The organism is Streptomyces sp. SudanB5_2050 (assembly GCF_964272335.1).
GTDB lineage: Bacteria > Actinomycetota > Actinomycetes > Streptomycetales > Streptomycetaceae > Streptomyces > Streptomyces rochei.
In genome coordinates this window covers 1339535-1364637 of the sequence record NZ_OZ186760.1, presented here as the reverse complement: position 1 = coordinate 1364637, position 25103 = coordinate 1339535, and the positions used below count along the sequence as shown (strand labels likewise).

Below are 25103 nucleotides of genomic sequence, written 5' to 3'. Positions count from 1 at the left end.
ATTTGTGCCTCCGGCAGTCGGCAGGAATGATTCTTCGCGGTCATTTCCGGGAGGCCGGACGCCGGGTCCAGTCGCGGTTCCAGTTGAACCACATGTCCCTTACGGTCTGGTGCACTTGGGAGCCGCCGGCGCGCAACTCGGTGGTGTACGCCTGGAGGGCCTCCTTGCCCACCAGCCGGGCGCCGCCGGTGAAATAGGAGCCCCGCACGTGCCGCGGTGAGCGGAACTTGCCCCACAGCAGGATCTTCATCAGCGGCCACAGGGTGAAGACCCCGGCCGGGCAGCGGTCGTCGGGGTCCAGCGTCCCCCACACCGACGGGGCCAGTCCGCTCTCGCCCAGCACCTCGTAGATACGGGCGATGGTCCTCTCCTTCGTCGACTCGCCCGCCCGATAGGCGAGTACGGCGTCCCGCGCCTGGTCGAACATCCGCTCGACCCAGGGGTTGTCCATCCCCTGGAGGCCCCGGTACGGCGGCTGCTCCAGCGCGTCGAAGCAGGCCGGGTCATGGGTCTTCTCGAACTCCACGGCGACCTGGTTCTGCGCGTTGGTGCCGTACAGGGTGGTGAGGGTCCACACCCGGTTCCAGGCGTTCCACAGCTCGAAGTCGTCGAAAGCGATGTAACTGCAGGACACCAGGTCGTCGTAGAACCGGAACATGCGCTTGGTCCAGTGGTCCAGGTACGCGAAGCGCGCGGTGTCGAAGTCGTCCTTGCGCACCGCCTCGATGAGCCGGTGGCCCAGCGCGTTGAGCGCCATCACGGTGACCGCGAGTCCGCTGGAGAAGAGCGGGTCGATGAAGTCACTGGCGTGCGGCAGCAGGCACCACCGCTCGCCGACCACCTTCTGCGAGGCGAACTGGGTGCGGTCGGTGGACACGTACGGCCGGACCGCCCGCGCGTGCTCGAACTGCTTCGCCACACTGGGGAACCGGCGCGCGTGGTGCCAGAACTCGTCCTGCGCCGAGAGGTCGTCCGGGCGCGGGTGCCGGTCGAGGTCGAGGTTGAGGCCGACGCTGCACAGCCCGTTCGTGCTGGTCGACTGGTTGTCGAAGGGGATCACCCAGAACCAGCCGCCCGGGAACATGTGGTGGAGCGTCCCCTGGCTGAACGGGCTGGGCATGCGGTGCTGTTCGCGGGGCGGCGACACGGCGTCGAAGGGCCGCACGTCCACCATGTGCGTGAAGATCGTGCGCGAGCGGGTGCGGTACGGCGGCTCCTGCCGCAGCCCCAGCCGCTCCGGCAGCACCGCCCGCATGCCGCCGGCGTCGACCACGTACGACGCCCGGAAGCTGCCGCGGTCGCGGGTGACGAGGGTGGCGCCGTCCTCCTCGAACTTCACGTCGTCCACCATGGTGTGGGTGTACGCGGTGACCCCGTAGGAGACGGCGACGTGGAACATGTAGGCGTCGACGTCCTGGCGGAAGTAGTGCGAGTCGGGGCCAAGCGGCGGCCCCCACGTCGGGTACTGGGTGCACTCGTCGGGCCGGGTGGGCTCGCCCTCCCGATGGTGGACGAAACTGAAGTTCCGCTTGACCCCGCAGTTCGACGAGACGTGGCGGCGCAGCGCCGCGTTGGTCGCCAGGTGCTCCAGCTCCGGGACGTCGTAGCGGCGGGCCAGCACCCGCAGGCCGAAGGTGGTCTCGGGGACGGTGGACTCTCCGATGGCGAAGCGGGGGTGGCCGCTGCCCTCGAGCAGCAGCACGCGCACACCGTGGCGTGCGAGCACGGTCCCCAGCATCGTCCCGCCGATGCCGCCTCCGACGATGACGACATCGAAAACACGCTGGTCCTCTTGCATGTCTGCGGTTCCTTTCGCGACGGGAAGGGCGAGTCGCCGGGCCTCGGTCACCGCCCGGTGGTCGAGGAGCCCGGCAGCACCCGGCGCAGCCCGCAGGCCACCACCCGGGCGGAGAAGGACACGGGGAACCAGGGGGTGGGGGCCTGTTCGGCCAGCACCCGCCGCAGCCCGGGGACCCGGCGCTCGCCGCGCCCGGTGACGTCGAGCCACGCACCGAAGTGCAGCAGCCGCGCCTCGGGCCCGGCGTCACGCGCGGGGAACGGCCGCATGTGCTCGCGCACCGCGCGGGTCAGCGTCGCGCGCCGTCCCGCCCCGACCTCGTGCTCGGTCAGGAAGCGATCGAGCAACTCGGCGCCCCGGCCCGCGAACCCACCGGGCCCGAGCGGCCCCCGTCCCACCAGCCCGGCGTCGTGGAACGCCGCGGCGGCCAGCAGGCCGACCCGGTCGTAGGCGGTCCCGAGGGACCGCGCACGCGCGTCGGCCAGCAGGAAGGTGCGCAGGGAGTGCACGGCGACGCGCGGCGGCAGTCCGCGCAGCGCCGTCAGGGCGGCACCCGCGAGGGGGTGTCCGAGCAGTTCCGCCAGGGCGGGCCGGCCGAGCAGCGGCTGCCACGCGGCGGGCAGCTCCCGCGGCGGTACCCCCATGGCCAACTCCTCTTTCCCCGCAGTGCGTTCCGGCTGTGTCGGTCTCATCTGTCCTTACGCTCGGCCCCGGTCGCACCCCCCAACGCACAACAGCCCTGCGAGCACCGCGCGTTGGCGCATGAGAGACGGCGCGCGGCGGGCGACACGCGCTCCGGGTGCGTCCGGCCCCGTGAATCGGTCGAATGAACGAACCCTAATAACCCGATGGGTGGAATTCTTTCCCCCGGTCGAGGGATAGGTGCCGAATTCGATGGACGCGACACTGGCGAACGAGGGGGACCCCGACCGAATTCCCAGCGGTATTCCCGACGACAGGGAGAGCGTCATGAGTTTTCTCAACCCCCGCCTGCCCGGAATCAATACGGACGACGTCACCACGGATCTCACCGAAGCCCCGCACCGGGTCGTGGGACTCACCCAGGCCGGCTCCGCGCAGGTCATCGCCACCGTCGACGTACAGGCCGGTGAGGACGACTGGAACGTCCCCGCCGGTGAGGAGCACCCCCGCCCCGTCGTGCTCGTCCACGGCACCTTCGGCAACCGCGGCTACACCTGGAACACGGCCACGCCGCTGCTGCGCCGGCACGGGCACCGCGTCTTCCGGCTCGACTACGGCCAGCACGGCAATCCCGTGATCTTCGGCCTCGGCGACATCAAGCACTCCGCCCGGCAGCTCGCGGACTTCGTCGACGAGGTGCTGCGGCGCACCGGGGCGCAGCAGGTCGACCTCGTCGGCTTCTCGCAGGGCGGCATGATGCCGCGCTACTTCCTCAACGCGCTCGGCGGAGGGCCCAAGGTGCACAACTTCGTCGGCATCGCGCCCAGCAACCACGGAGTCACCGCCCAGGGGCTGATGAACCTCGCCCGCCAGATCCCCGGCGCGGTGGAACTGCTCGAACAGGGCGCCGTCGGGGAGGTCGTGCCGGCCTGGCCGCAACTCCAGCACGACCACCCCTTCCAGCGCGAGCTGGCCGAACTGGGCGAGACGACGGAGGGCGTGCGGCACACCGTGATCGCCACCCGGTACGACGACGTGGTCACCCCGTACACGTCGTGCGCCCTGGAGGAGACCGAGGGCCGCTACGTGAAGAACGTCGTCCTCCAGGACATCGACCCGGACGACCGCACGCCGCACGTGAGCATGCCCTACAACCCGACCGTGCTGCGGGTGGTCCTCGAGGCGCTGGCCGGCTGAGGGCGGCTGCCGTCGAGCAGGACGCGGGCGACCAGCGCCGGGTCGTCGTTCATCGGGACGTGGCCGCACCCGGGCAGGCGCACCAGCCGGGCCCGCGGGAGGACGCGCTTGGCGCGCACGCCCTGCCGGGGCACGAGCAGCCGGTCCCGGCTGCCCCACGCCACGGTCACGGGGATGCCGGGGACGTCGTCGGTGAACTGCACGGTCCGCCCGGCCCGCAGGGTCTCGACGAAGCCCTCGGCGTGCGCGAGCGCGCGTGTCTCGGCGACCACGGCCTCGGGGGAGCGACGGGCGGGGCGGGCGTAGATCGTGCTGGTGAGCGCGGTACGGCCGGCCGCCGTACGGGACATGCGCTCGACCAGGGGGAGCGGCAGGGCCCGGGCGGTCCGGCGCATCCCCGTCAGCACCCCGAAGGCGTAGCGCCGCTCGGCCTGGCTCCAGAAGCCGGCCGGGGACAGGGCGGTCACCGACCGTGCCAGCCCGTCGCGGCCCATCTCCAGGGCCAGCAGGCCGCCCAGGGAGTTGCCCGCGACGTGCGGACGGTCCAGCCCCAGCGCCGCGCAGAAGGCGCCGAGGACCGCGGTGGTCGTCGGCAGGTCGTGCGGCAGCGACGGCGGCAGCGCGGCCGACTGTCCGAACCCGGGCAGGTCCACGGCTATCACCTCCCGTTCGGTCGCGAGGATGTCGGCCACCGGGTCCCAGGCCTGCCGGTGGTGGCCTATGCCGTGCAGCAGGAGCAGCGGTTCCCCGGCGCCCAGGCGGGCGTAGGAGAGGGTGACGTCCTGCGGGCCGTGCGCGGTGGGGGCGGTGAAGGAGAGCGTCGCGGACATGGGGCTCCTTGTCGGGAACGCGTGTACGAGGACGGTGTTGCGTAGACACCCTGTCAGCAATAGCTACCGACGGGTAGCCCCCGGGCGCCGCCGAGGTGCGCGAAGTCCGCGCGCGGTGGGCGATTTCACCTGGACACGGCCGGACGCGTGGGCTGGGATGGAGCGGTGACCACCGAAACCCCGACCGACGTCTTCGAAGAGCACCGCCCCGTCCTCGTGGGAGTCGCCTACCGCATGCTGGGCCGCCTGGCCGACGCGGAGGACGTGGTCCAGGAGGCATGGCTGCGCTGGTCCGGCGCCGACCGGTCCGCGGTCCGCGAGCCCCGCGGCTACCTGGTGCGGACCACCACCCGGCTCGCCATCGACCGGCTGCGCCAGATCAAGTCGCGCGGTGAGACGTACGTGGGTCCCTGGCTGCCCGAGCCCTACGTCACGGACTTCGGCGCCACCGTGCCCGACACCGCCGACCGGGCCGTCCTGGCCGACTCCGTGTCCCTCGCCGTCCTGGTGGTGATGGAGTCGCTGTCCCCGCTGGAGCGGGCGGTCTTCGTGCTCCGGGAGGCGTTCGGCTACCCCTACGCCGAGATCGCCGCGATGCTGGACCGCGGGGAGGCCGCGGTGCGCCAGCTCGCCGGACGGGCCCGCAAACACGTCGACGAGCGCCGGCCCCGCTACGACGTCGACCCGGTGCAACGCCGCGACCTCACCGAACGCTTCCTCGCGGCGGCGACCGACGGCGACCTCGACGGACTGCTGGCGCTGCTCGCTCCGGACGTGCGGCTGGTCGGCGACAGCGGCGGCAAGTCCCGGGCGCCGCTGCGCGTCGTGGAGAGCGCCGACAAGGTGGGCCGCTTCCTGCTCGGCGCCGCGCGCCGGACGATCCCGGACGTCTCCTTCCGCTTCCTGGAACTCAACGGAGGTCCGGCCCTGCTGGTCCTGTCCGGGGACGAGCCGGACTCCGTCCTCCAGGTGGACGTCGCCGACGGGCGTGCCCAGTCGGTCTACATCATCCGCAACCCCGACAAGCTGCGTCACCTGGCCGACGCCTAGACGCGTCCGGCCCACCGGCCACGCGGCCCGCCGACCCCTGCCGGTCCCGGCGGGGCCCGGCCCGTCCCCGCCGGTCCCGGTCCAGAGCCCCCGTCCCGTGCGACGGGGGCTTTCGCCGTCCGGCCACCGGATTGGTCTTGACCAAGGGTGCGGGCCGCCTTATCGTCGCAGAGAACTGCAACAACCTTTAATAAACAAGGGCGTCAAAACGCCGCCGGACCACGGCGATTGCGGAGGACAGGGTGGGGACCACGCAGTTGGAATCGGTACCGGAGCCCAAGTACTGGCATCTCAGGACCGTGCTGAGCGAGGCCCTGGACTCGGAGTTCTCGGTGGGCGAGGTCCTGCCCAACGAGCGCGACCTCGCCGCCCGCTTCGGCGTCGCCCGCGCGACGCTCCGCCAGGCCCTGGAACAGCTGGAACTGGAGGGCCGCCTCCAGCGCCGCCGCGGCGTCGGCACGACCGTCGCCCCGCCCCGCGTGGGCGTGGCCGTCGACACCGCGGGGCACGCCTGGCCGGGGACCGCCGACGAGGGCTGGGAAGCCGTCGACTGCGACCTCGCCGCGCCGCCCGCGGCCGTCGCCGACACCCTCGGCACCGCCCGCGACGAGCCGGTGCACACCGTCCGCCGCACCCGTGTGACGCACGGCCGGCCGGTCGCCGCCGAACTGCTCTACGTCCCGTCGGCCTCGGTGCCCGACCTCACCGCCATCGACGCGCCCTCGGGCGCCGCCCGCGCCCGTGCCGTGCTGCGCGAACTGCGGCGCGGCGAAGTGGAGCGCCGGGAGAGCGCCGTGGAGCTGGGCTCGGCCGGCGCCGAGGACGCCAAGGAGCTGGACCGCCTCCCGGGAGCGCCCGTCCTCGTCGTCACCACCCGCTACCTCGCCGAGGGGCGCACCGCCGCGCTCTCCGTCGCCACCTACCGCGCGGACACCTGCCGGCTCACCTTCGGGGACTCCGGCGACGTGGAGATCCACCACGGACCCCAGAGCCGCGCCTCCTGATCCGCCCCGGCGGCGGACGGCGGGTCAGCGGCGAGCCGTCGTGTTCTCCACGGCGAACAACTGCTCCTCCACCTGGTCGAGGGCCAGCCGCAGCGCGCCCGTCGCCACCGCGGCCTCCCCGAGGATCGACAGGGCGACCCTCGGCGGACGCAGGCAGTAGCGGGCCAGCTCGCGACGGAGCGGCTCAAGCACCCCGTCCAGCCCGGCCGCCCAGCCGCCCACGACGACCAGTTCCGGGTCGAGGGCCAGCACCAGGGCCGCCACGTCGTGCACCAGCCGCTGGATGAAACGCTCGACGGCCGCACGGGCCCGCTGGTCGCCGCCGCGGGCCTCGGCGAACACCTTGGCGACCGCCTGCTCGTCCAGCGGATGCAGCGGCTCGTCCGTGGTGGACAGCAGCGTCTCCGGCGTCACGTCCCGGCCCAGCAGGTGCAGCGCGCCGATCTCACCGGCGGCCCCGCCGTACCCGCGGTGCAGCCGGCCGCCGATCAGCGAACCGGCGCCCGGACTGAGGCCGGCCAGCACGAACACGATGTCGTCGGACTCCGTCGCCGCGCCCTTCCAGTGCTCGGCGACCGCCGCCGCGTTCGCGTCGTTCTCCACCAGCACCGGACACTTGAAGGAACGGCTCAGCCGCTCGCCCAGCCGCAGCCCCGTCCACTCCGGCAGCGCGGTGCTCAGCCGCACCGTGCCGTCCGCCTCGACGATCCCGGGCGAGGCGGCGCCCACGGCCCGCAGCGAGCCGCGCGCCACCCCGGCCCGGCGCAGCAGCTCGGCGACCGCGGTGCGCAGCCGCTCCAGCCGCTCGTCGGCCGGGGCGCTCTCGTCGACGTCCTTGGCCTGCGCGCCGATCACCCGGCCGTCCAGGTCGGACAGGAGCGCGGCCACCCGGTGCGGACCGATCTCCAGGCCCAGCAGGTGCCCGGCCTCCGCCCGGAAACGGAACCGCCGCGCGGGCCGTCCCTGCCGCCGGGCCGTGCCCTCGTCGGCGGCCGCCTCGACGACCAGGCCCGCCTCGATCAGCCCGTCCACGACGCCCTCGACGGTGGGCCGGGACAGCCCCGTCACCCGGGTGATCTCGGTCAGCGTCGCGCAGTCCGTGGACCGCAACGCGTGCAGCACCACGGCGGAGTTGATCCTCCGCAGCAGCGACGGGTCCCCGCCGGTCAGCCCGCCCAACGTCCGTCCTCCCAGCTCGTGCGCGTGTTCGCCGGATCGTACTCGGCCCGCTCGGCCCCGGCGAGTGCCGGTCCGCCCGCGAGCGGCCGGCCCGGTCGCCTCACCCGGGTGCCACGAACCCCGACTCGTACGCCGTGATCACCGCCTGCGTGCGGTCGCGTGCCCCCAGCTTCCCCAGAACCGCGCTCACGTGCGACTTCACCGTCTCCGTGCCCACGACCAGCCGGGCGGCGATCTCGGCGTTCGACAGCCCGCGCGCCATCAGCCGCAGCACGTCGCCCTCCCGCTCGGTCAGCCGCGCCCCCTCCAGCAGCGCCCGGGCGGCGCGGTTGCCGCCCCCGTCGGCGTACTCGGCGGCCAGTTGCCGCACCGACGCCGGGAACAGCAGCGACTCGCCCTCCGCGATCAACCGCACGGCGTGCACGATCTCCGCCGGCCGGGCCCGCTTCAGCAGGAACCCGTCGGCGCCCGCGCGCAGCGCCTCGTACACGTACTCGTCGTTCTCGAAGGTCGTCACCACGAGGATCTTCGGCGGATCGGCCACCGTCCGCAGCAGCGCCCGCGTGGCCTCGATCCCGTCCAGCAGCGGCATCCGTACGTCCATGGCGACCACGTCCGGCCGCACCTGCCGCACCAGCGGAATCACCGCCGCCCCGTCGGCCGCCTCCCCGACCACCTCGATGTCCGGCTGCGCCTCCAGCACGGCCCGCAGACCCGTGCGCACCAGGGGTTCGTCGTCCACGAGGAGCACTCTGATGGGCATCGGACCAGCGTAGATCAGCCCCGGGGCAGCTCCACACACACCTCCCAGTCACCGGCGCCGTCGGGGCCGGTGCGCGCCCGCCCTCCCAGCAGCGCGGCCCGCTCCCGTATGCCCCGCAGCCCGCTGCCGCGGCCGGGAGCGGCTCGGCCGTCCGGCAGCGGATTGCGCACCTCCAGGGTGAGCGCGCCCTCCGCCACCTCGACCCGCACCCGGGTCGGCACGGCACCCGCGTGCCGCAGGACATTGGTCAGCGCCTCCTGGAGGATGCGGTAGCCCTCGCGGGAGACCGGGCCCGGCAGGGTGTCCAGCGGGCCGCTGACCTCGGCGTCGACCTTGGCGCCGGAAGCCCGGGCGGACTCCAGCAGACGGTCGGCGTCCGCCAGGGTCGGCCGGGCGCCCACCGGCGGTCGCGCCTCCCGCAGGACGCCGAGCACCCGTTCCAGATCCTCCAGCGCGGCCCGGCCCGTCTCCTCGATCGCGGTCAGCGCGCGGTCCGTGAACTCCGGACTGTTCGCCGCCCGGGCGGCTCCCGCCTGCACGACGGCGACGGTCAGCGCGTGGCCGATGGAGTCGTGCAGCTCGCGGGCGATGCGGTTGCGTTCCAGGAGCTGCTCGGTGCGTTCCTCCAGCGCGGCGAGCCGCTCGGCGGCGGAGGGGCCGAGGAGTCGGCGCGCCGCGGCGGTGGCCAGCGCGCCGAGTCCGACCAGGACCGCGTACAGCACGACCAGCGGCACCGGCACCAACAGGGCGTAGGCCCAGTGCGGCTGCGTCCCGGCCACGACGCGCATGTCCTCCGGGACGTGGCCGACGGCGCAGGAGGCCGCGGTGTACGACAGGATCGGCAGCCAGACCGTGGCGAACGCGGTCACCGTGCCGAGCACCAGGCGCGTCTCCAGCCACAGCACGGTCCGGATCCGGTCGCGCCAGGTCGTGGCGGGCCGCACGGAGAACTCCGGCCGCTCGTCGCCCGGCGCCAGCAGCAGCCGCGCCTGCACGCCCTCGGCCACCCGGACGACCGGCACCAGACCGACCGCCGCCACCACCAGGACCGGCACCCAGTGGTTGCCGGGCTGGACGAACAACCACAGGCTGTACGCCGCCACGGGCGTCCACAGGTGCAGCAGACGCGTGTACGTCCTCCCGCTCAGCAGCGGGCGCAGGAACCGTGCCATCGCGCCATCGTGCCAGTCCGCGCGGACGACCGGTTCCCCCGAGCGGGGGAGACGCCGTCCACCGGCGGGGGAGGACCCGGCCCGCCGTCACCGGCGACGCTGTGTCCATGACCAGCATCGACGTCCAGAACCTCACCAAGGAGTACGGCACCCGACGAGTCGTCGACGACCTCACCTTCACGGTCCGGCCCGGCCGCGTCACCGGCTTCCTCGGTCCCAACGGCGCGGGGAAGTCCACCACCATGCGGCTGGTGCTCGGCCTGGGCCGGCCGACCTCCGGCACCGCGACCGTCGGCGGACGCCCCTACGCCGCCCTAGACGAGCCGCTGCGGCACGTCGGCGCCCTGCTCGACGCGGACGCCGCCCACGGCTCCCGCACCGGCCGCGACCACCTGCGCGTCCTGGCCGCGAGCAACCGCCTTCCCGAACGCAGGGTCGACGAGGTGCTGGAGGAGACCGGCATCGCGTCGGTGGCGCGCCGCCGGGTCAAGACGTACTCCCTGGGGATGCGTCAGCGGCTCGGCATCGCCGCCGCGTTGCTGGGCGACCCCGAGGTGGTGATGCTGGACGAGCCCTCCAACGGGCTGGACCCCGAGGGCATCATCTGGATCCGCGGCCTGCTGCGCCGGCTCGCGGCCGAGGGACGCACCGTCCTGGTCTCCAGTCACCTGATGAACGAGACCGCGTCCTTCGCCGATCACCTGGTCGTCCTCGGCCGGGGCAGGCTGCTCGCCGACACCCCGATGCGGGAGTTCATCGAGGCGCGGGTGCGGCCGAGCGTCCGTGTCCGGACCTCGGACGACACCGCGCTCCAGGCCGCTCTCGCCGACCACGGGCACGAGGCGGTGCGCCAGGAGGACGGGTCCTGGACCGTGCCGCACGCTCGGGTGGACGACATCGGCCGCGCCGTCTCCAAAGCCGGGGTGCCGATCCTCGAACTCAGCTCAGCCGAGGGCACCCTGGAGCAGGCCTACCTGGACCTGACCGCCGCCGAGACCGAGTTCGCCGCCCAGTCACCGTCCCAGGAGGTCTGACCCATGCCCTTCACGCCCGTACTCCGCTCCGAGGCGCTCAAGGTGCTCACCCTGCGCTCGCTGTGCGGCACCCTGCTCGCCGTCTTCGCGGTCACCACGGCGTTCTCGGCGCTGGCCGGGTCCTCCGGCACGTCCGAACCGGACTTCGACCCGCTGTACACGTCGCTGTCCGGAGTGATGCCCGGTCAGATCGCCGCCATCGCCTTCGGCGCCATGGTCGTCTCCTCGGAGTACCACCGGGCCGGGATCCGCGTCTCCCTGGCCGCCGTGCCCCGGAGAGGCCGCTGGTTCGCGGCGAAGATGACGGTCGTCGCCCTGCCGGTCCTCGTCGTGGGAACGGCCACCGCGTTCGCCGCCCTGCTCGCGGCGCGCGCCGGACTCGGCCCGGCCGCGGACGGTCTCACCACCGGGGAACAGGTGCGCGCGGTGGTGGGCTGCGGCGTCTACCTCACGCTGATCGCCCTGTTCGCCGCCGGACTCACGACCCTGTTCCGCAGCGGTGTGGCCACCCTGTCCGTCCTGATCCCGTTCATCCTCATCGTGTCCTTCGTGATCGGGGACGCGGCGGGCGGCGCCGCCGACTTCCTGCCCGACAAGGCGGGACAGATCGTCCTGCACCAGTCGTACGAGGGGCCTCTGGGACCCGCGACGGGACTCGCCGTCACCGCCGCGTGGGCGGCGGCCGCCCTCCTCGCCGGGGCCTGGCGCCTGCGCCACCGGGACGCCTGACGCCGAAGGCCGCCTGACGGCCCGCCAATTGTCAGTGGCGGCCGGTTTACTGGACGGCATGGACATCGCGCGGCACATCGCCCTCATCGACGAGCTGTGCTTCCGCCCCTTCCCGGCGGAGCACGGCCCGTCGGACGGGGACACGGCGGGGCCCGGCCACTTCACGGCGGTGCTGGAGAGCAGCCGCGGCCCGCGCGACGGCGACCAGGGGGAGCGCGCGGTGACCGTGGAGCAGTACGAGAAGTACCGCGACGCCCTCCACGAGCGCCTCGCCTCGCGCTGGGGGGAGACGGAGCCCTGGAATCTGCAGACGGTCCTCCTGCGCACGGAGCTGGAGGAGATACCCGAGCCGTGGGCGGCCCTCAGCGCCCGCGCGCGCCTGGCGTACGTGTGGGAGGCGGCGGGGACCGGCCGCTGGGTCGCGGTCGCCGTCGCCGACCGGGACGAGACGGACGAGGTGCGGCTGCTGGCCGTCGTCACCCAGGAGGCGCCCCCGTGACCTCGGGAGCGCCGACTACGCCTCCGGGTCCGACTCCGCCGCGACCCGCAGCCGGGCGAACTCCTCCGCCATGGTCTGCGCCGTCCAGTGCGCGTTGAGACCGCTCGGGTTGGGCAGCACCCAGACCCGCGTGTCCCCGATCGTCCGCTCCTGCGGTCCCACCTGGGCCTTCTTGTCGTCGAACGCCGCGCGGTACGCGGTGACACCGACGACGGCCAGCCAACGCGGCCGCAGCCGCGCCACCTTCAGCGCCAGCAGCCGGCCGCCCTCCCGGTACTCCTCGGCGGTCAGTTCGTCCGCCCGCGCGCTGGCCCGCTGGACGACGTTCGTGATGCCGAGCCCGTACGACAGCAGTTCGTCCTGCTCCGACGGCTTGAGCAGCCGCGGGGTGAACCCGGACAGATGCAGCACCGGCCAGAAGCGGTTGCCCGGACGGGCGAAGTGGTGGCCGGTCGCCGCCGTCATCAGTCCGGGGTTGATCCCGCAGAACAGCACGCGCAGGCCGTCCGCGACGACGTCCGGGACGAGACGGTCGCGGGCGGCCTCCAGCTCCGCCGGGGTGAAGCGCGTCAGAGGATCGCTCCGGGGGTGTACCCGGCGGCCTCCGGGCGCTGCTTCACGATCTCCTCGATCCGGCCGACGACGACGCCGACCTGGGCGGCCGCGGCGCCCGTGAAGGACAGCTTGTCGGCCATCAGCGCCTCCAGATCCGCCCGGTCCAGCGGGATGCGCTCGTCGGCGGCCAGCTTGTCGAGCAGTTCGTTGCGCTCGGCGCCCCGCTCGCGCATCGCCAGCGCGGAGGCGACGGCGTTCTCCTTGATCGCCTCGTGCGCGAGCTCGCGGCCGACACCGGCCCGCACCGCGCCCATCAGCACCTTGGTGGTGGCCAGGAACGGCAGGTAGCGGTCCAGCTCCCGGGCGACGACGGCCGGGAAGGCACCGAACTCGTCGAGCACGGTCAGGAACGTCTCCAGCAGCCCGTCCAGGGCGAAGAACGCGTCGGGGAGGGCCACCCGGCGCACCACCGAGCAGGACACGTCGCCCTCGTTCCACTGGTCGCCCGCCAGCTCGCCGGTCATCGACGCGTAGCCGCGCAGGATCACCGTCAGGCCGTTGACGCGCTCGCAGGAGCGGGTGTTCATCTTGTGCGGCATCGCCGAGGAGCCGACCTGGCCGGGCTTGAAGCCCTCGGTGACCAGCTCGTGCCCGGCCATCAGCCGGATCGTCTTGGCCAGCGACGACGGCGCCGCCGCCAGCTGCACCAGCGCGGTGACGACCTCGTAGTCCAGCGAGCGCGGGTAGACCTGGCCGACCGAGATGAAGGCCTCGGAGAAGCCCAGGTGACCGGCGATCCGCCGCTCCAGCTCGGCCAGCTTGTCCGCGTCCCCGCCGAGCAGGTCCAGCATGTCCTGGGCGGTGCCGACCGGGCCCTTGATGCCGCGCAGCGGGTAGCGGCCCAGCAGCTCCTCCACCCGGCCGTACGCCACCAGCAGCTCGTCGGCGGCGGTGGCGAAGCGCTTGCCCAGCGTCGTGGCCTGCGCGGCGACGTTGTGGGAGCGGCCGGCCATGACCAGCTCGGCGTACTCGCCGGCCAGCTTGCCGAGCCGGGCGAGCACCGCCACCGTGCGGTCGCGGACCAGCTCCAGCGACAGCCGGATCTGGAGCTGCTCGACGTTCTCCGTCAGGTCCCGGGAGGTCATGCCCTTGTGCACGTGCTCGTGCCCGGCGAGGTCGTTGAACTCCTCGATCCGCGCCTTCACGTCGTGCCGCGTCACCTTCTCGCGCTCGGCGATGGAGGCCAGGTCGACCTGGTCCAGGACGCGCTCGTAGTCGGCGATCGCGGCGTCGGGCACCTCGATGCCGAGGTCCTTCTGGGCCCGCAGCACGGCGAGCCAGAGCTGCCGCTCCAGCCTCACCTTCTGCTCGGGCGACCAGAGCGTGGCGAGCTCGGCGGAGGCGTAGCGTCCGGCGAGGACGTTCGGGATGCGGGGCTTGGCGGGAGCGGAAGTCACGTAGCGGAATTCTACTGGCGATTCCTGCAGGCCGGCGCCACGGGGTTCCTCGTCGGAACCTACGAAACCGCCGTGACCTGGACGATCAGGGGGTCAGGTCCTCGTACGGCAGCAGCTCGGGACGCTTCGGCGGGCGCCCGTCCCCGGACGAGCGGCCGGTCAGCCTGCGGCCGATCCAGGGCAGCAGGTGCTGCCGGGCGAACCGGACGTCCGCGCTCCGGCGCATGACCCAGCCGGGCGGGGGCGTCGGCGGGACCGGCGCGTGCCACTCCGGGTCCTCGGGCTCGTAGCCCAGCGACTGCCACACGGCCTCCGCGACCCGGCGGTGCCCCTCGGCGGTCAGGTGCAGCCGGTCCACGTCCCACAGGCGCGGGTCGGCCAGCGACCGGGCGCCGTAGAGGTCGACGACGACGGCGCCGTGCTCCCGGGACAGGTCGTCGATGATCGCGAACAGCGCCTCCATGCGCGGCCGGAACCGCTCCAGCACCGGACCCTGGCGGCCCGGGCTGCGCATCAGCACCAGCTGCTTGCAGTTCGGGGCGAGCCGCTCCACGGCCTGCGTCAGCAGGTCCCGCACCCGGGCCATGTCGCACTTGGGCCGCAGGGTGTCGTTGAGGCCGCCGACCAGCGTGATCACGTCGGCCCCCATGGCCGCCGCCACGTCGACCTGCTCGTCGACGATCTGCCCGATCAGCTTGCCGCGCACCGCGAGGTTCGCGTACCGGAAACCGGGGGCGCGGGCCGCCATCCGGGCGGCGAGGAGGTCGGCCCAGCCCCGGTAGGAGCCGTCGGGCAGCAGGTCCGACATGCCCTCGGTGAAGGAGTCGCCGACGGCGACGAGACTGGTGTGGGTGGGATTCGTCTGCATGGCGACAGAAATGGTAGCCCCACGCACATACCCGGCGGTCGGTCGCCCTCCGCCTCAGGCCCGCTGCCCGAACAGCTCCCTCAGCACGTCCTCCATGGTCACCAGCCCCGCCAGCCGCCCGTCGGAGCCCAGGACGGCCGCCAGATGGGTGCGGCTGCGGCGCATCGCGGTGAGCACGTCGTCCAGCGGGGTGCTCTCCCGCACCCGTGCGATGGGCCGCATGTCGCCGAGCCGGAACGGCAGGTCCCGCGGCGAGGCGTCCAGGGCGTCCTTCACGTGCAGATAGCCGACGATCCGCCGACCGTCGTCCACCACCGGGAAGCGGGAGAACCCGGACTGCGCCGACAGCCGCTCCAACTGCTCCGGGGTGATGCCCACCCGCGCGTGGACGACGCGTTCCAGCGGGAGCACCACGTCCCGCACCGGCCGCCGGCCCAGCTCCAGCGCGTCGTGCAGCCGCTCCTGGGCGCGGTCGTCGATCAGCCCGGCCTCGCTGGCGTCCTTGACGATCTGAGCCAGTTCCGCGTCCGTGAAGGTCGCCGAGACCTCGTCCTTGGTCTCCACCCTCAGCAGCTTGAGCAGCGCGTTCGCGAAGGCGTTGATGGTGAAGATCACCGGGCGCAGCGCCCGGGACAGGGCCACCAGCGGCGGCCCCAGCAGCAGCGCGCTGCGCACCGGCTCGGCCAGGGCGATGTTCTTCGGGACCATCTCGCCGAGCAGCATGTGCAGATAGGTCGCCAGCGCCAGGGCGATCACGAACGACACCGCGTGCCCCGCGCCGGAGGGCACGCCCACCGCGTGGAACACCGGCTCCAGCAGGTGCGCGATGGCCGGCTCGGCGACCACGCCGAGCACCAGCGTGCACAGCGTGATGCCGAGCTGGGCGGCCGCCATCAGCGCCGACACGTGCTGCAGACCCCACAGCACGCTCTTCGCCCGCCGGTCGCCCTCCTCGGCGTACGGCTCCACCTGGCTGCGGCGCACGGAGATCAGCGCGAACTCCGCGCCCACGAAGAACGCGTTGACGACGAGCGTCGCCAGACCGATCAGCAGCTGCAGTGCGGTCACCGCCCCGCCCCCCTCTCCTGCTCACCGGCGCGCGCGTCGTCGAGCGGCGCGTGCAGCAGGACCCGGGCCGCCCTGCGTCCCGTGGCGTCCTCGACGTCCAGCCGCCAGCCCTCGACCTCCAGGGTGTCGCCGACGGCGGGGATGCGGCCCAGCTCGGCCGCGACCAGCCCGGCCACCGTCTCGTACGGCCCCTCGGGCACCTTGAACCCCAGACGTGCCAGCCGGTCCACGCGTGCCGCGCCGTCGGCCCGGTACAGCGCGCGGCCCCGCCCGTCGGTGCCGGCCGGGGCCAGCTCGGGCGTCTCGTGCGGATCGTGCTCGTCCCGCACCTCGCCGACGACCTCCTCGACGATGTCCTCCAGCGTCGCCACGCCGGCCGTCCCGCCGTACTCGTCGATCACGACGGCCATGGTGCGCCGGCCGGAGAGCCGGTCCAGCAGCCGGTCGACGGTCAGTGACTCCGGCACCAGCAGCGGCTCGCGCATCAGCTCGGCCACCGGCATCCGCGCCCGCCGCTCGGCGGGCACCGCCAGCACGTCCTTGACGTGCGCGGTCCCCACCACGGCGTCGAGGGTGTCCCGGTAGACGGGGAACCGGGACAGCCCGGTCGCCCGCGTCGCGTTCGCCACGTCCGCGCACGTCGCCCGGGCGTCGAGGGCGACGACCTGGACGCGCGGGGTCATCACGTTCTGCGCCGTCAGATCGGCCAGGTTCAGCGTCCGGACGAACAGTTCCGCGGTGTCGGCCTCCAGCGCGCCCTCCTTGGCCGAGTGCCGGGCGAGCGCCGCCAGCTCCTGCGGTCCGCGGGCGGACGCCAGCTCCTCGGCGGGCTCGACGCCGAACCGGCGCACGACGCGGTTGGCCGTGTTGTTCAGATGGGTGATGAAGGGGCGGAAGGCCGCGCTGAACCAGCGTTGCGGACCGCCCACCCGCCTGGCCACGGCCAGCGGTGAGGAGATCGCCCAGTTCTTGGGCACCAGCTCGCCGACGATCATCAAGAAGACCGTCGACAGGGCCGTGCCCAGCACCAACGCCAGCGAGGAGGCCGCCGAGCCGGACATGCCCGCGCTCTCCAGCGGCCCCGAGATCAGGGCCGCGACCGACGGCTCGGCCAGCATGCCGACCACCAGGTTGGTGACCGTGATGCCGAGCTGCGCGCCCGAGAGCTGGAACGTCAGGTTCCGGACGGCCTTGAGCGCACTCGCCGCGCCCCGCTCACCGCGTTCCACGGCTCGTTCCAGCTCACCGCGCTCGACCGTGGTCAGCGAGAACTCGGCCGCCACGAAGGCGCCGCACATGAGCGAGAGCAGGACCGCCACCAGCAGCAGGAGCACTTCGGTCATCGGGTCACCTCGGATCCATGATCGGCCAGGAGGCGGAGGTGCGCGCGATGTCGTCCGCCGACGGTGGCACCGGCCGGGGTATCGCCGAGGAGGGCTCGCTCATGCGCCGTCGGTCACGACCTTTCCGTCGGTGAGGGGCTTCACCCACCGTCGCCACTGTTCCTCGGGCGCGTACCCGGCGGCCCGCCAGGCATGCTGGGCCCGCTCGTTGCGCCGCAGCACCATCGCGTCCCCGCGCCGCCCGCCGAGCCGGAGGAACCGCTCCTCCGCCGCCGCCAGCAGCGCGGAGCCGATCCCCTGACGCCGGTGGTCGGGGTGGACGGCCAGCCGGTACAGATGACAGCGCCAGCCGTCGAAGCCGGCGATCACCGTGCCGACCAGCTCGCCGTCCCGCTCGGCCAGGACCAGTGCCTCGGGGTCACGGGCGACGAGCCGTTCCACCCCCTCCCGGTCGTCGCTGATGCTCGTCCCCTCGGCGGCGGTCTTCCAGAAGGCCAGCACGGCGTCCAGGTCCTCGGGCCCGGCGGCCCGTACGCGCAGATCGGTCATGCCCCCGATCCCACCACGCACCGCGCGGGCCCACGCCCCCGTTCCGGCATGCGGACGGCCGGGCCCACCGGGACCGTCACTCGTCGCGCAGCGCCCGCATCACCGGCGCGAACGCCTCCATCGAGGGCTCCAGCACCGTCAGATACGTGAACCCGTACCGCTCGCGCTGGGCCCGCACCTGGGCCGTGACCTCCTCCAGGGTCCCCGCCAGGAAGATGGGCAGCTCCAGCACCTGCTCCACGCTCAGGTGCGGCACGTGCTCCAGGAGAGGCCGGACGGCGGCCTCACGGTCCTCGGTCACGACGACCGTCTGGACGAGCAGGTTCAGCTCGGCCGGTTCCGCGCGGCCCGCCGCGAACTCCCGGTACCGGCCGACGCGCTCCTCGAGGTCCTCGGCGGTGACGGGCGCCAGTTGCCCCGTCCGGCTGCCCCGCACCGTACGCGCGCCGGTGAACGCGGCGATGTCGGCGTGCCGGGCGGTCAGCTCCAGCATCCGGTCGCCGTTGCCCCCGATCAGGAGCGGCACACCGGACGTCTGCGCGGGGCGCGGCCGGTACTCCTCGTCGCCGAACAGCCGCTCCAGCTCCTCCACGGTGCGCCGCAGGTGGTCGACCCGCTCGCCCGGCGAGCCGAACGGCAGCCCGGCCGCCTCGTGCTCCGCCCGTACGTAGCCCGTGCCCAGCCCGAGTTCCAGACGTCCGCCCGTCAGGGCGTCCGTGGTGGCGACCTCGCGCGCGAGCAGGACCGGGTTCCACAGGCCCGCGTTGAGCACGAAGGTGCCCAGCCGGGGGCGCTCGGTGGCGCGCGCCGCCGCGACCAGCGCCGGGAACGGCGCCACCATGCCGAGATGGTCGGGGACCTGGATCACGTCGTACCCCAGCTCCTCCGCCCGCCGGCACTTCGCACCCCACTCCTCGGCCGGGGCGGGCACCGTCAGGTTGACACCGAAGCGGTACGGACGGGACATGAACTCTCCTCGCGCGGGCGGGAATTCGGGCTCCCGCAGTCAACCACCCGCGCCCGGCGGCCGTCAGCGCCTTCGCCCGCCCCGCCCCGCCCTTGCCGTTGCTAGCGTTCCGGCGCTAGCTTCGAGGTATGGCGAAGACCAGGAAGGCCCAGCTGAACGTCCGGGTGGACGAGGGCACCGCCCGGGCCGCCCGGGAGCGGGCCGTGGCCCGGGGGATGAGCGTCAACCGCTACATCGAGGAACTGGTCCGGCAGGACACCGGTGAGTCCGGCCGCGCCTTCGTGGAGGCGGCCGCCGACTTCATGCGGCAGTACGAGAAGGTCTTCGCCGAGGAGGTCGGCGAGGGACAGGGCCGCCGCTGAGCCGTCGCGCGCACCCCGATGAACGACCTCACGATCGATCTCGCCTGGCTGCTCATGCTCGCCGAACAGCGCACCCCCGGCGACCCCCAGGTCACCGACTGGGGCGCGCTGGTGGCGGCCGTCGCCCGCCACCGGGCCGAGATATTCGACACCCCCGTCTACGACGGTCCGCACGCCCGGGCGGCCGCGCTGCTCCAGCTGCTGATCCACGTCCCCGCCCTGGAGCGTTCCAACGCCCTGTTCGCCTCCGCCGTCGCCTACGCCTATCTGGTCGCCAGCGGCGTCGAGATCACCACCACCGCCGAGCGGGTGCGGGACCTCGCCCTGCTGGTCAAGAAGGGCGACGCGTCGGTCGACGCCATCGCGGACGAGCTGCGCCGGTGGAGCGCGTGACTACGCCCCGTCGCCGGGCGGGCGCCACGCCGTACCGAGCACGCAGTAGGAACTCGGCAGCGCCGGGCCGTTCTCCGGCATCGTCATCCGCCGGTAGGGCCCCAGCGTGAAGCCGGCCTCGCGCAGCGAGGCGACCGGCTCCCGGGACAGGTGGCAGCCACCGCTCAGCGGCGGCCACAGCGTCCGGTCGAGCGCACGCTGGGTGAAGGCCATCACCCGGCCGCCGCCGGCGCCGTGCTCGAAGAACCGCACCTCACCGCCGGGGCGCAGCACCCGCCGCACTTCGCTCAGGGCCCGCGGTACGTCGCGGACACTGCACAGCACCAGCGACACCACGGCCGCGTCGAACGCCTCGCTCTTGACCGGCAGCGCCTCGGCCGCGCCCGGTGCCACGTCCACCGGCACGTGGGCGCGCAGCGCCGCCTCGACGGCCAACTGCCGCAGCACGCGCTCCGGTTCGACGGCCACGACCTCGGAGACGGTGCCCGGGTAGTGGGAGAAGTTCAGTCCGTTGCCCGCGCCGATCTCGATCACCCGCCCGGACAGCCCGGCGAGCAGCCGCTCGCGCACGCGCCCCATGCCCATACGGGTCTCGGCGCGCACGCTGAACCGGGCGTAGCAGCGGGCGAACAGCGGATGGTGCACGGCGTCCCGCGGAACGGCGCGGGAACGGGCGGATCGGGCCGGCATGGGGGCCTCCCTCACGAGGTGGTGCCTCACCGTGATTGTCCCCCGCCCGCCCGTCCCGCATCCACCGCACACCCGTCCGTTTCCGTGCCCCGGGCGTGCCGGCCGGCGGACCCGGGGCACGGACGCGGAGGCGTTCGCCCGGCGGCGCGCGGTCAGGGCGCCTCCCGCCGGGCGAACACCTCCGCGTCCCACGTGCCCTCCAGCCGAGGCGCCAGCCAGTGCGGCGCCGAGGAGCGGAAGGCGGCGGGCGCGAGGGCGGCCGCCCCGGCCGGAACGGCGCCCAGGAGCGGCGCGCCGGCCACGTCGGGGAGGTCCGCGAGGTTGCAGCGCGCGGCGAGGTCCGGGGCCTCGGGCCAGCTGCCGATCACCACGCCCGGCAGGTCCAGGCCGCGGGAGCGCAGCTCGCGCGCGGTCAGCTCCGTGGTGTTGAGCGTGCCCAGCCCGGCCGGGACCACGAGCAGCACCGGCGCGCCCAGCAGCCCGGCGACGTCCGCCAGGGTCCCGCCGGCCGCGTCGAACCGCACGAGCAATCCGCCCGCGCCCTCGACCAGCACCAGGTCGTGCTCGGTGGCCAGCTTCGCCGCCGCCTCCGCCACGTCGTGCGGACGCACCGGCGCCAGGCGGGCCCGGCGCGCCGCCGTGGCCGGCGCCAGCGGCTCCGGGTAGCGGGCGACCTCCGCCGCCGTCACGCCGCCCGCGAGACGCGCCACCTCCCGCGCGTCCCCCGGCTCGTCCGGCCCCACGCCCGTCTGCGCGGCCTTCAGCACGGCCACCGACCGGCCGGCCGCCAGCGCCGTGGCGGCGACGGCCGCGGTCACGACCGTCTTGCCGATCTCCGTGCCCGTCCCCGTGATCACCAGTACCGGCATGTCATCCCTCCCGTGCCGCCGCGCACACGGCGCGCGCGATCCGTGCCACGTCCGCGTCGCCCGTCACGTACGGCGGCATCGTGTAGACCAGATCGCGGAACGGCCGCAGCCACACACCCTCGCGCACCGCCGCGGCCGTCGCCGCGCGCATGTCGACGGCGTGGTCGAGCTGCACCACGCCGATCGCCCCGAGCACGCGTACGTCCCTCACTCCCGGCAGTTCGCCGGCGGGCGCCAGACCCTCGCGCAGCCCCGACTCGATCCGCTTGACCTCCGCGAGCCAGTCCTGGCCGAGCAGCAGTCCGATGGAAGCGCAGGCCACGGCGGCCGCCAGCGGATTCCCCATGAACGTCGGCCCGTGGGCCAGCACCGGCACCTCGCCCCGCGAGATCCCCTCGGCCACCTCGGAGGTGCACAGCGTGGCCGCCATCGTCAGATAGCCGCCGGTCAGTGCCTTGCCCACGCACATCACGTCCGGCGTCACGGCCGCGTGCTCCGCCGCGAACAGCGCGCCCGTGCGCCCGAAGCCGGTCGCGATCTCGTCGAACACCAGCAGCACGCCGTGCGCGTCGCACGCCTCCCGGAGCACCCGCAGATACGCGGGGGAGTGGAACCGCATCCCGCCCGCGCCCTGCACCACGGGCTCGACGATCACGGCGGCCAGTTCGCCGGCGTGCCGCTCGATCGAGGCGCGCAGATGATCCGCGTACGTCTCCTCGTACTCCGTCGGCGGCGCGTCCGCGAAGACCTGGCGCGGCAGGACGCCCTGCCACAGCTCGTGCATCCCGCCCTCGGGGTCGCACACCGACATCGGCTGCCAGGTGTCGCCGTGATAGCCGCCGCGCCAGGTCAGCAGGCGCCGCTTCTCCGGCCGGCCCAGCGAGCGCCAGTACTGCAGGCACATCTTCACCGCGACCTCGACGGAGACCGAGCCGGAGTCGGCGAGGAAGACGTGCTCCAGGCCCTCGGGCGACATGTCGACAAGGATTTTCGCCAGTCGCACGGCCGGCTCGTGGGTGAGCCCGCCGAACATCACGTGGCTCATGCGCTCCAACTGCTCGCGCGCGGCCTCGTTGAGGACCGGATGGTTGTAGCCGTGGATCGCCGACCACCAGGACGACATCCCGTCGACCAGCTCGCCCGAGCCGTCGGCCGGGCGCAGCCGCACCCCGCTCGCCGACTCCACGACGAGCGGGTCCTGCCGGCCGGGCATGGGGCCGTACGGATGCCAGACGTGCCGCCGGTCGAGCGCCAGCAGCTCGTCCACGGTCAGCGCGGGCTCAGGCATTGGGCGCGAGGTCCGTTCCGGCACCACGGCGGCGCACGGCGACCAGGTCCGTGCGCGGCTCGCCGGCCACCGCGGGCACGGCGCCGGCGCCCTTCTCGGCCGGGGCGGAGCCGCAGAGGCTCCCTCCCTCGTGCGCGGAGCCGCAGCCCCCGCCCTCACCGTGCGACCCGCAGCCCGCGCCTTCCCCGTGCGAACCGCATCCGCCCCGGTCCGCGACCCGGTGCTCCGGCAGCGTCACCTCTCCGGCGCCCTCCACCTCGAACCCGGCGTCCGCGATCATCTCCAGGTCCGCCCGGCCGGCCTGCCCCTCGCTGGTGAGGTAGTCGCCGAGGAAGATGGAGTTGGCCAGGTGCAGGGCGAGCGGCTGCATCGTGCGCAGATGGACCTCGCGCCCACCCGCGATGCGCACCTCGACGTCCGGGCAGACGAACCGCGTCATCGCCAGGATGCGCAGGCACCGCTGCGGGGTGAGGTGCCACTCCTTGGCGAGCGGCGTGCCCTCCATCGGGATCAGGAAGTTGACCGGCACCGAGTCCGGGTCCAGCTCCCGCAGCGAGAAGACCACGTCGACCAGGTCCTCGTCGCTCTCGCCCATGCCCGCGATCAGCCCGGAGCAGGCGGACAGCCCGGCGGCGTGCGCCTTGTTGACCGTGTCCACCCGGTCGGCGTACGTGTGCGTGGTCGTGATGTCCCCGTACGTCGCCTCGGACGTGTTGAGGTTGTGGTTGTAGGCGTCGGCACCGGCCTCGCGCAGCCGCTCCGCCTGGCCGTCGGAGAGCAGGCCCAGACAGGCGCACACCTCGACGGCCTCGTTCTGCTCCTTGATGGCCTTGATGGTGTCCGAGACCCGGTCCACGTCCCGGTCGGTCGGACCGCGCCCGCTGGCCACCAGGCACACCCGCTTGGCACCCCCGGCCACGCCCGCGGCGGCGGCCTGCGACGCCTGGTCGGGCTTGAGCCAGGTGTACTTGAGGATCTCGGCCTTGGAGCCGAGCCGCTGCGAGCAGTAGGAGCAGTCCTCGGGGCACAGGCCCGACTTGAGGTTGACGAGGTAGTTGAGCTTCACCCGGCGGCCGAACCAGTGCCGGCGCACCTTGCCGGCCGCGGCCACCACATCGAGCAGGTCGTCGTCGGAAGTGGCGAGGACGGCAAGGGCCTCCTCGCGGGTCGGCGACTCACGCCGAAGCCCCTTGTTCACCAGCGTGTTCAGCAGGTCCATGAGAGCCGATCCTGTCCTACGGGGCCACCCGGGGCCAAGGAGAGTTTGCACAACACTGACAGATCACCGTGTGGGTATTGCCACACCTCGCGGGGGTGGCGGTACCGCTATCGTCTGTCCACTGCCTACAAAACCGACGGAGGACCGATCCATGGCGTTCGGCTGGATCGACGAGCAGGCCCTGGTGCGCCGCCGGGCGGGCCTCGTACGGACTCTGCGCCCCCGGCCGGCCGACTCGCCGCTGCTGGACCTGGCCAGCAACGACTACCTCGGACTGGCCCGGCACCCGGAGGTCACCGAGGGCGCGGCGCGGGCCGCGCGGGCCTGGGGCGCCGGGGCGACCGGCTCCCGGCTGGTGACCGGGACGACCGAACTGCACGCCGAACTCGAACGCGAACTCGCCGACTTCTGCGGCTTCGAGGCCGCGCTCGTCTTCTCCTCCGGCTACGCGGCCAACCTCGCCGCGGTGACCGCGCTGGCCCCGCACGGCTCCCTCGTCGTCTCCGACGCGGGCAACCACGCCTCGCTGATCGACGGCTGCCGGCTGGCGCGCGGCACGACCCAGGTGGTGGGGCACGCGGACCCGGACGCCGTGCGCAAGGCCCTGGCGACGCACGAGGGGCCCGCGGTCGCCGTCTCCGACACGGTCTTCTCGGTCGACGGCGACGCGGCGCCGCTGGCCGCGCTCGCGCAGGTGTGCCGCGCGTACGGGGCCGGACTGGTCGTGGACGACGCGCACGGCCTCGGGGTCCTCGGCGAGGGCGGGCGGGGTGCCGCGCGGGAGGCGGGTCTCGCGGGCGCGGACGACGTCGTCGTGACGGTGACGCTGTCCAAGTCGCTCGGCAGCCAGGGCGGCGCCGTGCTCGGGCCCGCCGAGGTGATCGAGCATCTGGTCAACGCGGCCCGCACGTTCATCTTCGACACCGGTCTCGCCCCCGCGGCGGCGGGCGGGGCGCTGGCGGCGCTGACACTGCTGCGCCGCGAGCCCGAACGGGCGGCGCGGGCGCGGGCGGTGGCGGCCGAACTGCACGCACGCCTGACCGCCGAGGGGCTGTCCGCGGTGCGTCCGGACGCCGCGGTCGTCTCGGTGCGCGCGCCCTCCCCGGAGGGGGCCGTCCGGTGGGCGGCCGACTGTCGTGCGGCCGGCCTGGCCGTGGGGTGCTTCCGCCCTCCCTCCGTGCCCGACGGCATCTCACGGCTCAGGCTGACCGCCCGTGCGGACCTCTCCGGGGTACAGATCGAACGCGCTGTGCGGGTCATCGGCGAAACGCGACCATGAGTCGGCGTGACACGGCCGTGCGCCGTCCGATGCCCGCCCGGATCAGCCGCTGTGGATGGCGGCGGTGAACGACGCCCAGCTCCCCGGGGAGAAGAGCAGCGCGGGTCCGGCCGGATCCTTGGAGTCGCGTACGGCGAGCAGACCGGCCCAGGGGCCGTCCGACGGCCGGGCCGTCTCCACACAGTTGTTCGCTCCGGTGCTGTAGCTGCTGCGCAGCCATCGCGCACCGGGCAGCGCCGTACTCACGGGGACGTTCCGGGGACGTGCCGACGTGGAATCCGACGTGGTGCCTGACATGG

At 73.7% G+C, this 25103-nt stretch carries 27 protein-coding genes; 9 read left to right on the top strand and 18 right to left on the bottom strand.

Annotated features, from left to right (window positions below; translation table 11 throughout):
* Positions 1 to 40: 40 nt before the first annotated feature.
* Together ACFZP7_RS05950 and ACFZP7_RS05945 are read right to left on the bottom strand one after the other, a co-directional pair.
* Complete coding sequence (locus tag ACFZP7_RS05950) at positions 41 to 1798, bottom strand: NAD(P)/FAD-dependent oxidoreductase (protein ID WP_385634023.1); 1758 nt, start codon at positions 1796 to 1798, stop codon at positions 41 to 43.
* Between the two features lie 47 nt (positions 1799 to 1845).
* Positions 1846 to 2442 carry an HD domain-containing protein gene (locus tag ACFZP7_RS05945; RefSeq protein WP_125769974.1) on the bottom strand — a complete coding sequence of 199 codons (597 nt, stop codon included), beginning with the start codon at positions 2440 to 2442 and terminating at the stop codon, positions 1846 to 1848.
* Positions 2443 to 2767: 325 nt separating this feature from the next.
* On the opposite strand from ACFZP7_RS05945, the gene ACFZP7_RS05940 reads away from it, so the two are divergent.
* Positions 2768 to 3637, top strand: a complete 870-nt coding sequence (locus ACFZP7_RS05940) for a triacylglycerol lipase (protein ID WP_210903840.1) — start codon at positions 2768 to 2770, stop codon at positions 3635 to 3637.
* On the opposite strand, the gene ACFZP7_RS05935 is transcribed toward ACFZP7_RS05940, so the two are convergent.
* Positions 3589 to 4467: an alpha/beta fold hydrolase gene (locus ACFZP7_RS05935; RefSeq protein ID WP_385634022.1), complete on the bottom strand. Its 879-nt coding sequence runs from the start codon at positions 4465 to 4467 to the stop codon at positions 3589 to 3591. The genes ACFZP7_RS05940 and ACFZP7_RS05935 overlap by 49 nt on opposite strands.
* 165 nt (positions 4468 to 4632) lie before the next feature.
* On the opposite strand from ACFZP7_RS05935, the gene ACFZP7_RS05930 reads away from it, so the two are divergent.
* Together ACFZP7_RS05930 and ACFZP7_RS05925 are read left to right on the top strand one after the other, a co-directional pair.
* Positions 4633 to 5517: an RNA polymerase sigma-70 factor gene (locus ACFZP7_RS05930; RefSeq protein WP_109203380.1), complete on the top strand. Its 885-nt coding sequence runs from the start codon at positions 4633 to 4635 to the stop codon at positions 5515 to 5517.
* A gap of 242 nt (positions 5518 to 5759) precedes the next feature.
* Positions 5760 to 6521, top strand: a complete 762-nt coding sequence (locus ACFZP7_RS05925; protein WP_031021565.1) for a GntR family transcriptional regulator — start codon at positions 5760 to 5762, stop codon at positions 6519 to 6521.
* 24 nt (positions 6522 to 6545) lie between these two features.
* Here the strand turns inward: ACFZP7_RS05925 and ACFZP7_RS05920 are convergent, their stop codons facing one another.
* From ACFZP7_RS05920 to ACFZP7_RS05910, 3 genes are all read right to left on the bottom strand, one after another.
* Positions 6546 to 7700 (bottom strand): ROK family transcriptional regulator, encoded by a 1155-nt coding sequence (locus tag ACFZP7_RS05920; protein WP_385634021.1) that lies wholly within the window; start codon positions 7698 to 7700, stop codon positions 6546 to 6548.
* Between the two features lie 100 nt (positions 7701 to 7800).
* The gene (locus ACFZP7_RS05915; RefSeq protein ID WP_031021570.1) at positions 7801 to 8463 is read right to left on the bottom strand and encodes a response regulator transcription factor; all 663 of its coding nucleotides are present in this window, start codon (positions 8461 to 8463) and stop codon (positions 7801 to 7803) included.
* Positions 8464 to 8477: 14 nt separating this feature from the next.
* Positions 8478 to 9635, bottom strand: coding sequence for a sensor histidine kinase (locus ACFZP7_RS05910; RefSeq protein WP_385634020.1), 1158 nt, complete (start codon positions 9633 to 9635; stop codon positions 8478 to 8480).
* A 107-nt stretch (positions 9636 to 9742) separates the two neighbouring features.
* Between ACFZP7_RS05910 and ACFZP7_RS05905 the strand changes: the two genes are divergently transcribed.
* From ACFZP7_RS05905 to ACFZP7_RS05895, 3 genes are read left to right on the top strand one after another with little or no spacing between them, the layout of a single operon-like run.
* A complete protein-coding gene (locus ACFZP7_RS05905; protein ID WP_385634019.1) occupies positions 9743 to 10669 on the top strand; it encodes an ABC transporter ATP-binding protein in 927 nt (308 codons plus the stop codon).
* A gap of 3 nt (positions 10670 to 10672) precedes the next feature.
* Positions 10673 to 11398, top strand: coding sequence for an ABC transporter permease (locus ACFZP7_RS05900; protein WP_210903846.1), 726 nt, complete (start codon positions 10673 to 10675; stop codon positions 11396 to 11398).
* A gap of 58 nt (positions 11399 to 11456) precedes the next feature.
* Positions 11457 to 11897, top strand: a complete 441-nt coding sequence (locus ACFZP7_RS05895; protein WP_127442225.1) for a hypothetical protein — start codon at positions 11457 to 11459, stop codon at positions 11895 to 11897.
* A 15-nt stretch (positions 11898 to 11912) separates the two neighbouring features.
* Here ACFZP7_RS05895 and mug read toward each other — a convergent pair whose 3' ends face one another.
* From mug to ACFZP7_RS05860, 7 genes are all read right to left on the bottom strand, one after another.
* Entirely contained in the window at positions 11913 to 12470 is a 558-nt protein-coding gene (gene mug / locus ACFZP7_RS05890) for a G/U mismatch-specific DNA glycosylase (protein WP_107053350.1), read from the bottom strand.
* Positions 12467 to 13909 (bottom strand): adenylosuccinate lyase, encoded by a 1443-nt coding sequence (gene purB / locus ACFZP7_RS05885; protein WP_385634018.1) that lies wholly within the window; start codon positions 13907 to 13909, stop codon positions 12467 to 12469. The genes mug and purB overlap by 4 nt, the downstream gene beginning before the upstream one ends.
* Positions 13910 to 13994: 85 nt before the next feature.
* A complete protein-coding gene (locus ACFZP7_RS05880) occupies positions 13995 to 14777 on the bottom strand; it encodes an SGNH/GDSL hydrolase family protein (RefSeq protein WP_385634017.1) in 783 nt (260 codons plus the stop codon).
* A gap of 54 nt (positions 14778 to 14831) precedes the next feature.
* Positions 14832 to 15845, bottom strand: a complete 1014-nt coding sequence (locus ACFZP7_RS05875; protein WP_127436486.1) for a hemolysin family protein — start codon at positions 15843 to 15845, stop codon at positions 14832 to 14834.
* Positions 15842 to 17188 (bottom strand): hemolysin family protein, encoded by a 1347-nt coding sequence (locus tag ACFZP7_RS05870; protein ID WP_031021583.1) that lies wholly within the window; start codon positions 17186 to 17188, stop codon positions 15842 to 15844. Before ACFZP7_RS05870 ends, ACFZP7_RS05875 begins: the two co-directional genes overlap by 4 nt.
* A gap of 99 nt (positions 17189 to 17287) precedes the next feature.
* Positions 17288 to 17737, bottom strand: a complete 450-nt coding sequence (locus ACFZP7_RS05865; protein WP_019327523.1) for a GNAT family N-acetyltransferase — start codon at positions 17735 to 17737, stop codon at positions 17288 to 17290.
* Positions 17738 to 17813: 76 nt separating this feature from the next.
* Positions 17814 to 18704: an LLM class F420-dependent oxidoreductase gene (locus tag ACFZP7_RS05860; RefSeq protein ID WP_385634015.1), complete on the bottom strand. Its 891-nt coding sequence runs from the start codon at positions 18702 to 18704 to the stop codon at positions 17814 to 17816.
* A 128-nt stretch (positions 18705 to 18832) separates the two neighbouring features.
* On the opposite strand from ACFZP7_RS05860, the gene ACFZP7_RS05855 reads away from it, so the two are divergent.
* Both ACFZP7_RS05855 and ACFZP7_RS05850 read left to right on the top strand, forming a co-directional pair.
* On the top strand, positions 18833 to 19066 hold the full coding sequence (locus tag ACFZP7_RS05855) for a hypothetical protein (RefSeq protein ID WP_019327521.1): 234 nt from the start codon (positions 18833 to 18835) through the stop codon (positions 19064 to 19066).
* Between the two features lie 18 nt (positions 19067 to 19084).
* A complete protein-coding gene (locus tag ACFZP7_RS05850; RefSeq protein WP_030977019.1) occupies positions 19085 to 19459 on the top strand; it encodes a hypothetical protein in 375 nt (124 codons plus the stop codon).
* Here the strand turns inward: ACFZP7_RS05850 and ACFZP7_RS05845 are convergent, their stop codons facing one another.
* The 4 genes from ACFZP7_RS05845 to bioB form a co-directional block, all read right to left on the bottom strand.
* Positions 19460 to 20149: a class I SAM-dependent methyltransferase gene (locus tag ACFZP7_RS05845; protein ID WP_385634014.1), complete on the bottom strand. Its 690-nt coding sequence runs from the start codon at positions 20147 to 20149 to the stop codon at positions 19460 to 19462.
* Positions 20150 to 20301: 152 nt separating this feature from the next.
* A complete protein-coding gene (gene bioD / locus ACFZP7_RS05840) occupies positions 20302 to 21018 on the bottom strand; it encodes a dethiobiotin synthase (RefSeq protein WP_019327518.1) in 717 nt (238 codons plus the stop codon).
* 1 nt (position 21019) lies between these two features.
* Positions 21020 to 22306: an adenosylmethionine--8-amino-7-oxononanoate transaminase gene (locus ACFZP7_RS05835; RefSeq protein ID WP_385634013.1), complete on the bottom strand. Its 1287-nt coding sequence runs from the start codon at positions 22304 to 22306 to the stop codon at positions 21020 to 21022.
* Positions 22299 to 23525: a biotin synthase BioB gene (gene bioB, locus ACFZP7_RS05830; protein ID WP_062136263.1), complete on the bottom strand. Its 1227-nt coding sequence runs from the start codon at positions 23523 to 23525 to the stop codon at positions 22299 to 22301. Before bioB ends, ACFZP7_RS05835 begins: the two co-directional genes overlap by 8 nt.
* 151 nt (positions 23526 to 23676) lie before the next feature.
* Here bioB and ACFZP7_RS05825 point away from each other — a divergent pair, with 151 nt between their 5' ends.
* Positions 23677 to 24804 (top strand): 8-amino-7-oxononanoate synthase, encoded by a 1128-nt coding sequence (locus ACFZP7_RS05825; RefSeq protein WP_385634012.1) that lies wholly within the window; start codon positions 23677 to 23679, stop codon positions 24802 to 24804.
* Positions 24805 to 24846: 42 nt separating this feature from the next.
* On the opposite strand, the gene ACFZP7_RS05820 is transcribed toward ACFZP7_RS05825, so the two are convergent.
* Positions 24847 to 25101, bottom strand: a complete 255-nt coding sequence (locus ACFZP7_RS05820; RefSeq protein ID WP_030977039.1) for a DUF397 domain-containing protein — start codon at positions 25099 to 25101, stop codon at positions 24847 to 24849.
* Between the last annotated feature and the right edge of the window lie 2 nt (positions 25102 to 25103).

Bases quoted from the DNA above. Each gene is read 5' to 3' on its own strand.
- ACFZP7_RS05915 (WP_031021570.1), bottom strand. From the start codon at position 8,463: ATGCCCATCAGAGTGCTCCTCGTGGACGACGAACCCCTGGTGCGCACG.
- ACFZP7_RS05850 (WP_030977019.1), top strand. From the start codon at position 19,085: ATGAACGACCTCACGATCGATCTCGCCTGGCTGCTCATGCTCGCCGAA.
- ACFZP7_RS05895 (WP_127442225.1), top strand. From the start codon at position 11,457: ATGGACATCGCGCGGCACATCGCCCTCATCGACGAGCTGTGCTTCCGC.
- ACFZP7_RS05825 (WP_385634012.1), top strand. From the start codon at position 23,677: ATGGCGTTCGGCTGGATCGACGAGCAGGCCCTGGTGCGCCGCCGGGCG.
- ACFZP7_RS05910 (WP_385634020.1), bottom strand. From the start codon at position 9,635: ATGGCACGGTTCCTGCGCCCGCTGCTGAGCGGGAGGACGTACACGCGT.
- ACFZP7_RS05950 (WP_385634023.1), bottom strand. From the start codon at position 1,798: ATGCAAGAGGACCAGCGTGTTTTCGATGTCGTCATCGTCGGAGGCGGC.
- ACFZP7_RS05845 (WP_385634014.1), bottom strand. From the start codon at position 20,149: ATGCCGGCCCGATCCGCCCGTTCCCGCGCCGTTCCGCGGGACGCCGTG.
- ACFZP7_RS05855 (WP_019327521.1), top strand. From the start codon at position 18,833: ATGGCGAAGACCAGGAAGGCCCAGCTGAACGTCCGGGTGGACGAGGGC.
- ACFZP7_RS05900 (WP_210903846.1), top strand. From the start codon at position 10,673: ATGCCCTTCACGCCCGTACTCCGCTCCGAGGCGCTCAAGGTGCTCACC.
- ACFZP7_RS05880 (WP_385634017.1), bottom strand. From the start codon at position 14,777: ATGCAGACGAATCCCACCCACACCAGTCTCGTCGCCGTCGGCGACTCC.
- ACFZP7_RS05860 (WP_385634015.1), bottom strand. From the start codon at position 18,704: ATGTCCCGTCCGTACCGCTTCGGTGTCAACCTGACGGTGCCCGCCCCG.
- ACFZP7_RS05945 (WP_125769974.1), bottom strand. From the start codon at position 2,442: ATGGGGGTACCGCCGCGGGAGCTGCCCGCCGCGTGGCAGCCGCTGCTC.
- ACFZP7_RS05820 (WP_030977039.1), bottom strand. From the start codon at position 25,101: ATGTCAGGCACCACGTCGGATTCCACGTCGGCACGTCCCCGGAACGTC.
- bioB (WP_062136263.1), bottom strand. From the start codon at position 23,525: ATGGACCTGCTGAACACGCTGGTGAACAAGGGGCTTCGGCGTGAGTCG.
- ACFZP7_RS05865 (WP_019327523.1), bottom strand. From the start codon at position 17,737: ATGACCGATCTGCGCGTACGGGCCGCCGGGCCCGAGGACCTGGACGCC.
- bioD (WP_019327518.1), bottom strand. From the start codon at position 21,018: ATGCCGGTACTGGTGATCACGGGGACGGGCACGGAGATCGGCAAGACG.
- ACFZP7_RS05870 (WP_031021583.1), bottom strand. From the start codon at position 17,188: ATGACCGAAGTGCTCCTGCTGCTGGTGGCGGTCCTGCTCTCGCTCATG.
- ACFZP7_RS05935 (WP_385634022.1), bottom strand. From the start codon at position 4,467: ATGTCCGCGACGCTCTCCTTCACCGCCCCCACCGCGCACGGCCCGCAG.
- ACFZP7_RS05905 (WP_385634019.1), top strand. From the start codon at position 9,743: ATGACCAGCATCGACGTCCAGAACCTCACCAAGGAGTACGGCACCCGA.
- ACFZP7_RS05940 (WP_210903840.1), top strand. From the start codon at position 2,768: ATGAGTTTTCTCAACCCCCGCCTGCCCGGAATCAATACGGACGACGTC.
- ACFZP7_RS05835 (WP_385634013.1), bottom strand. From the start codon at position 22,306: ATGCCTGAGCCCGCGCTGACCGTGGACGAGCTGCTGGCGCTCGACCGG.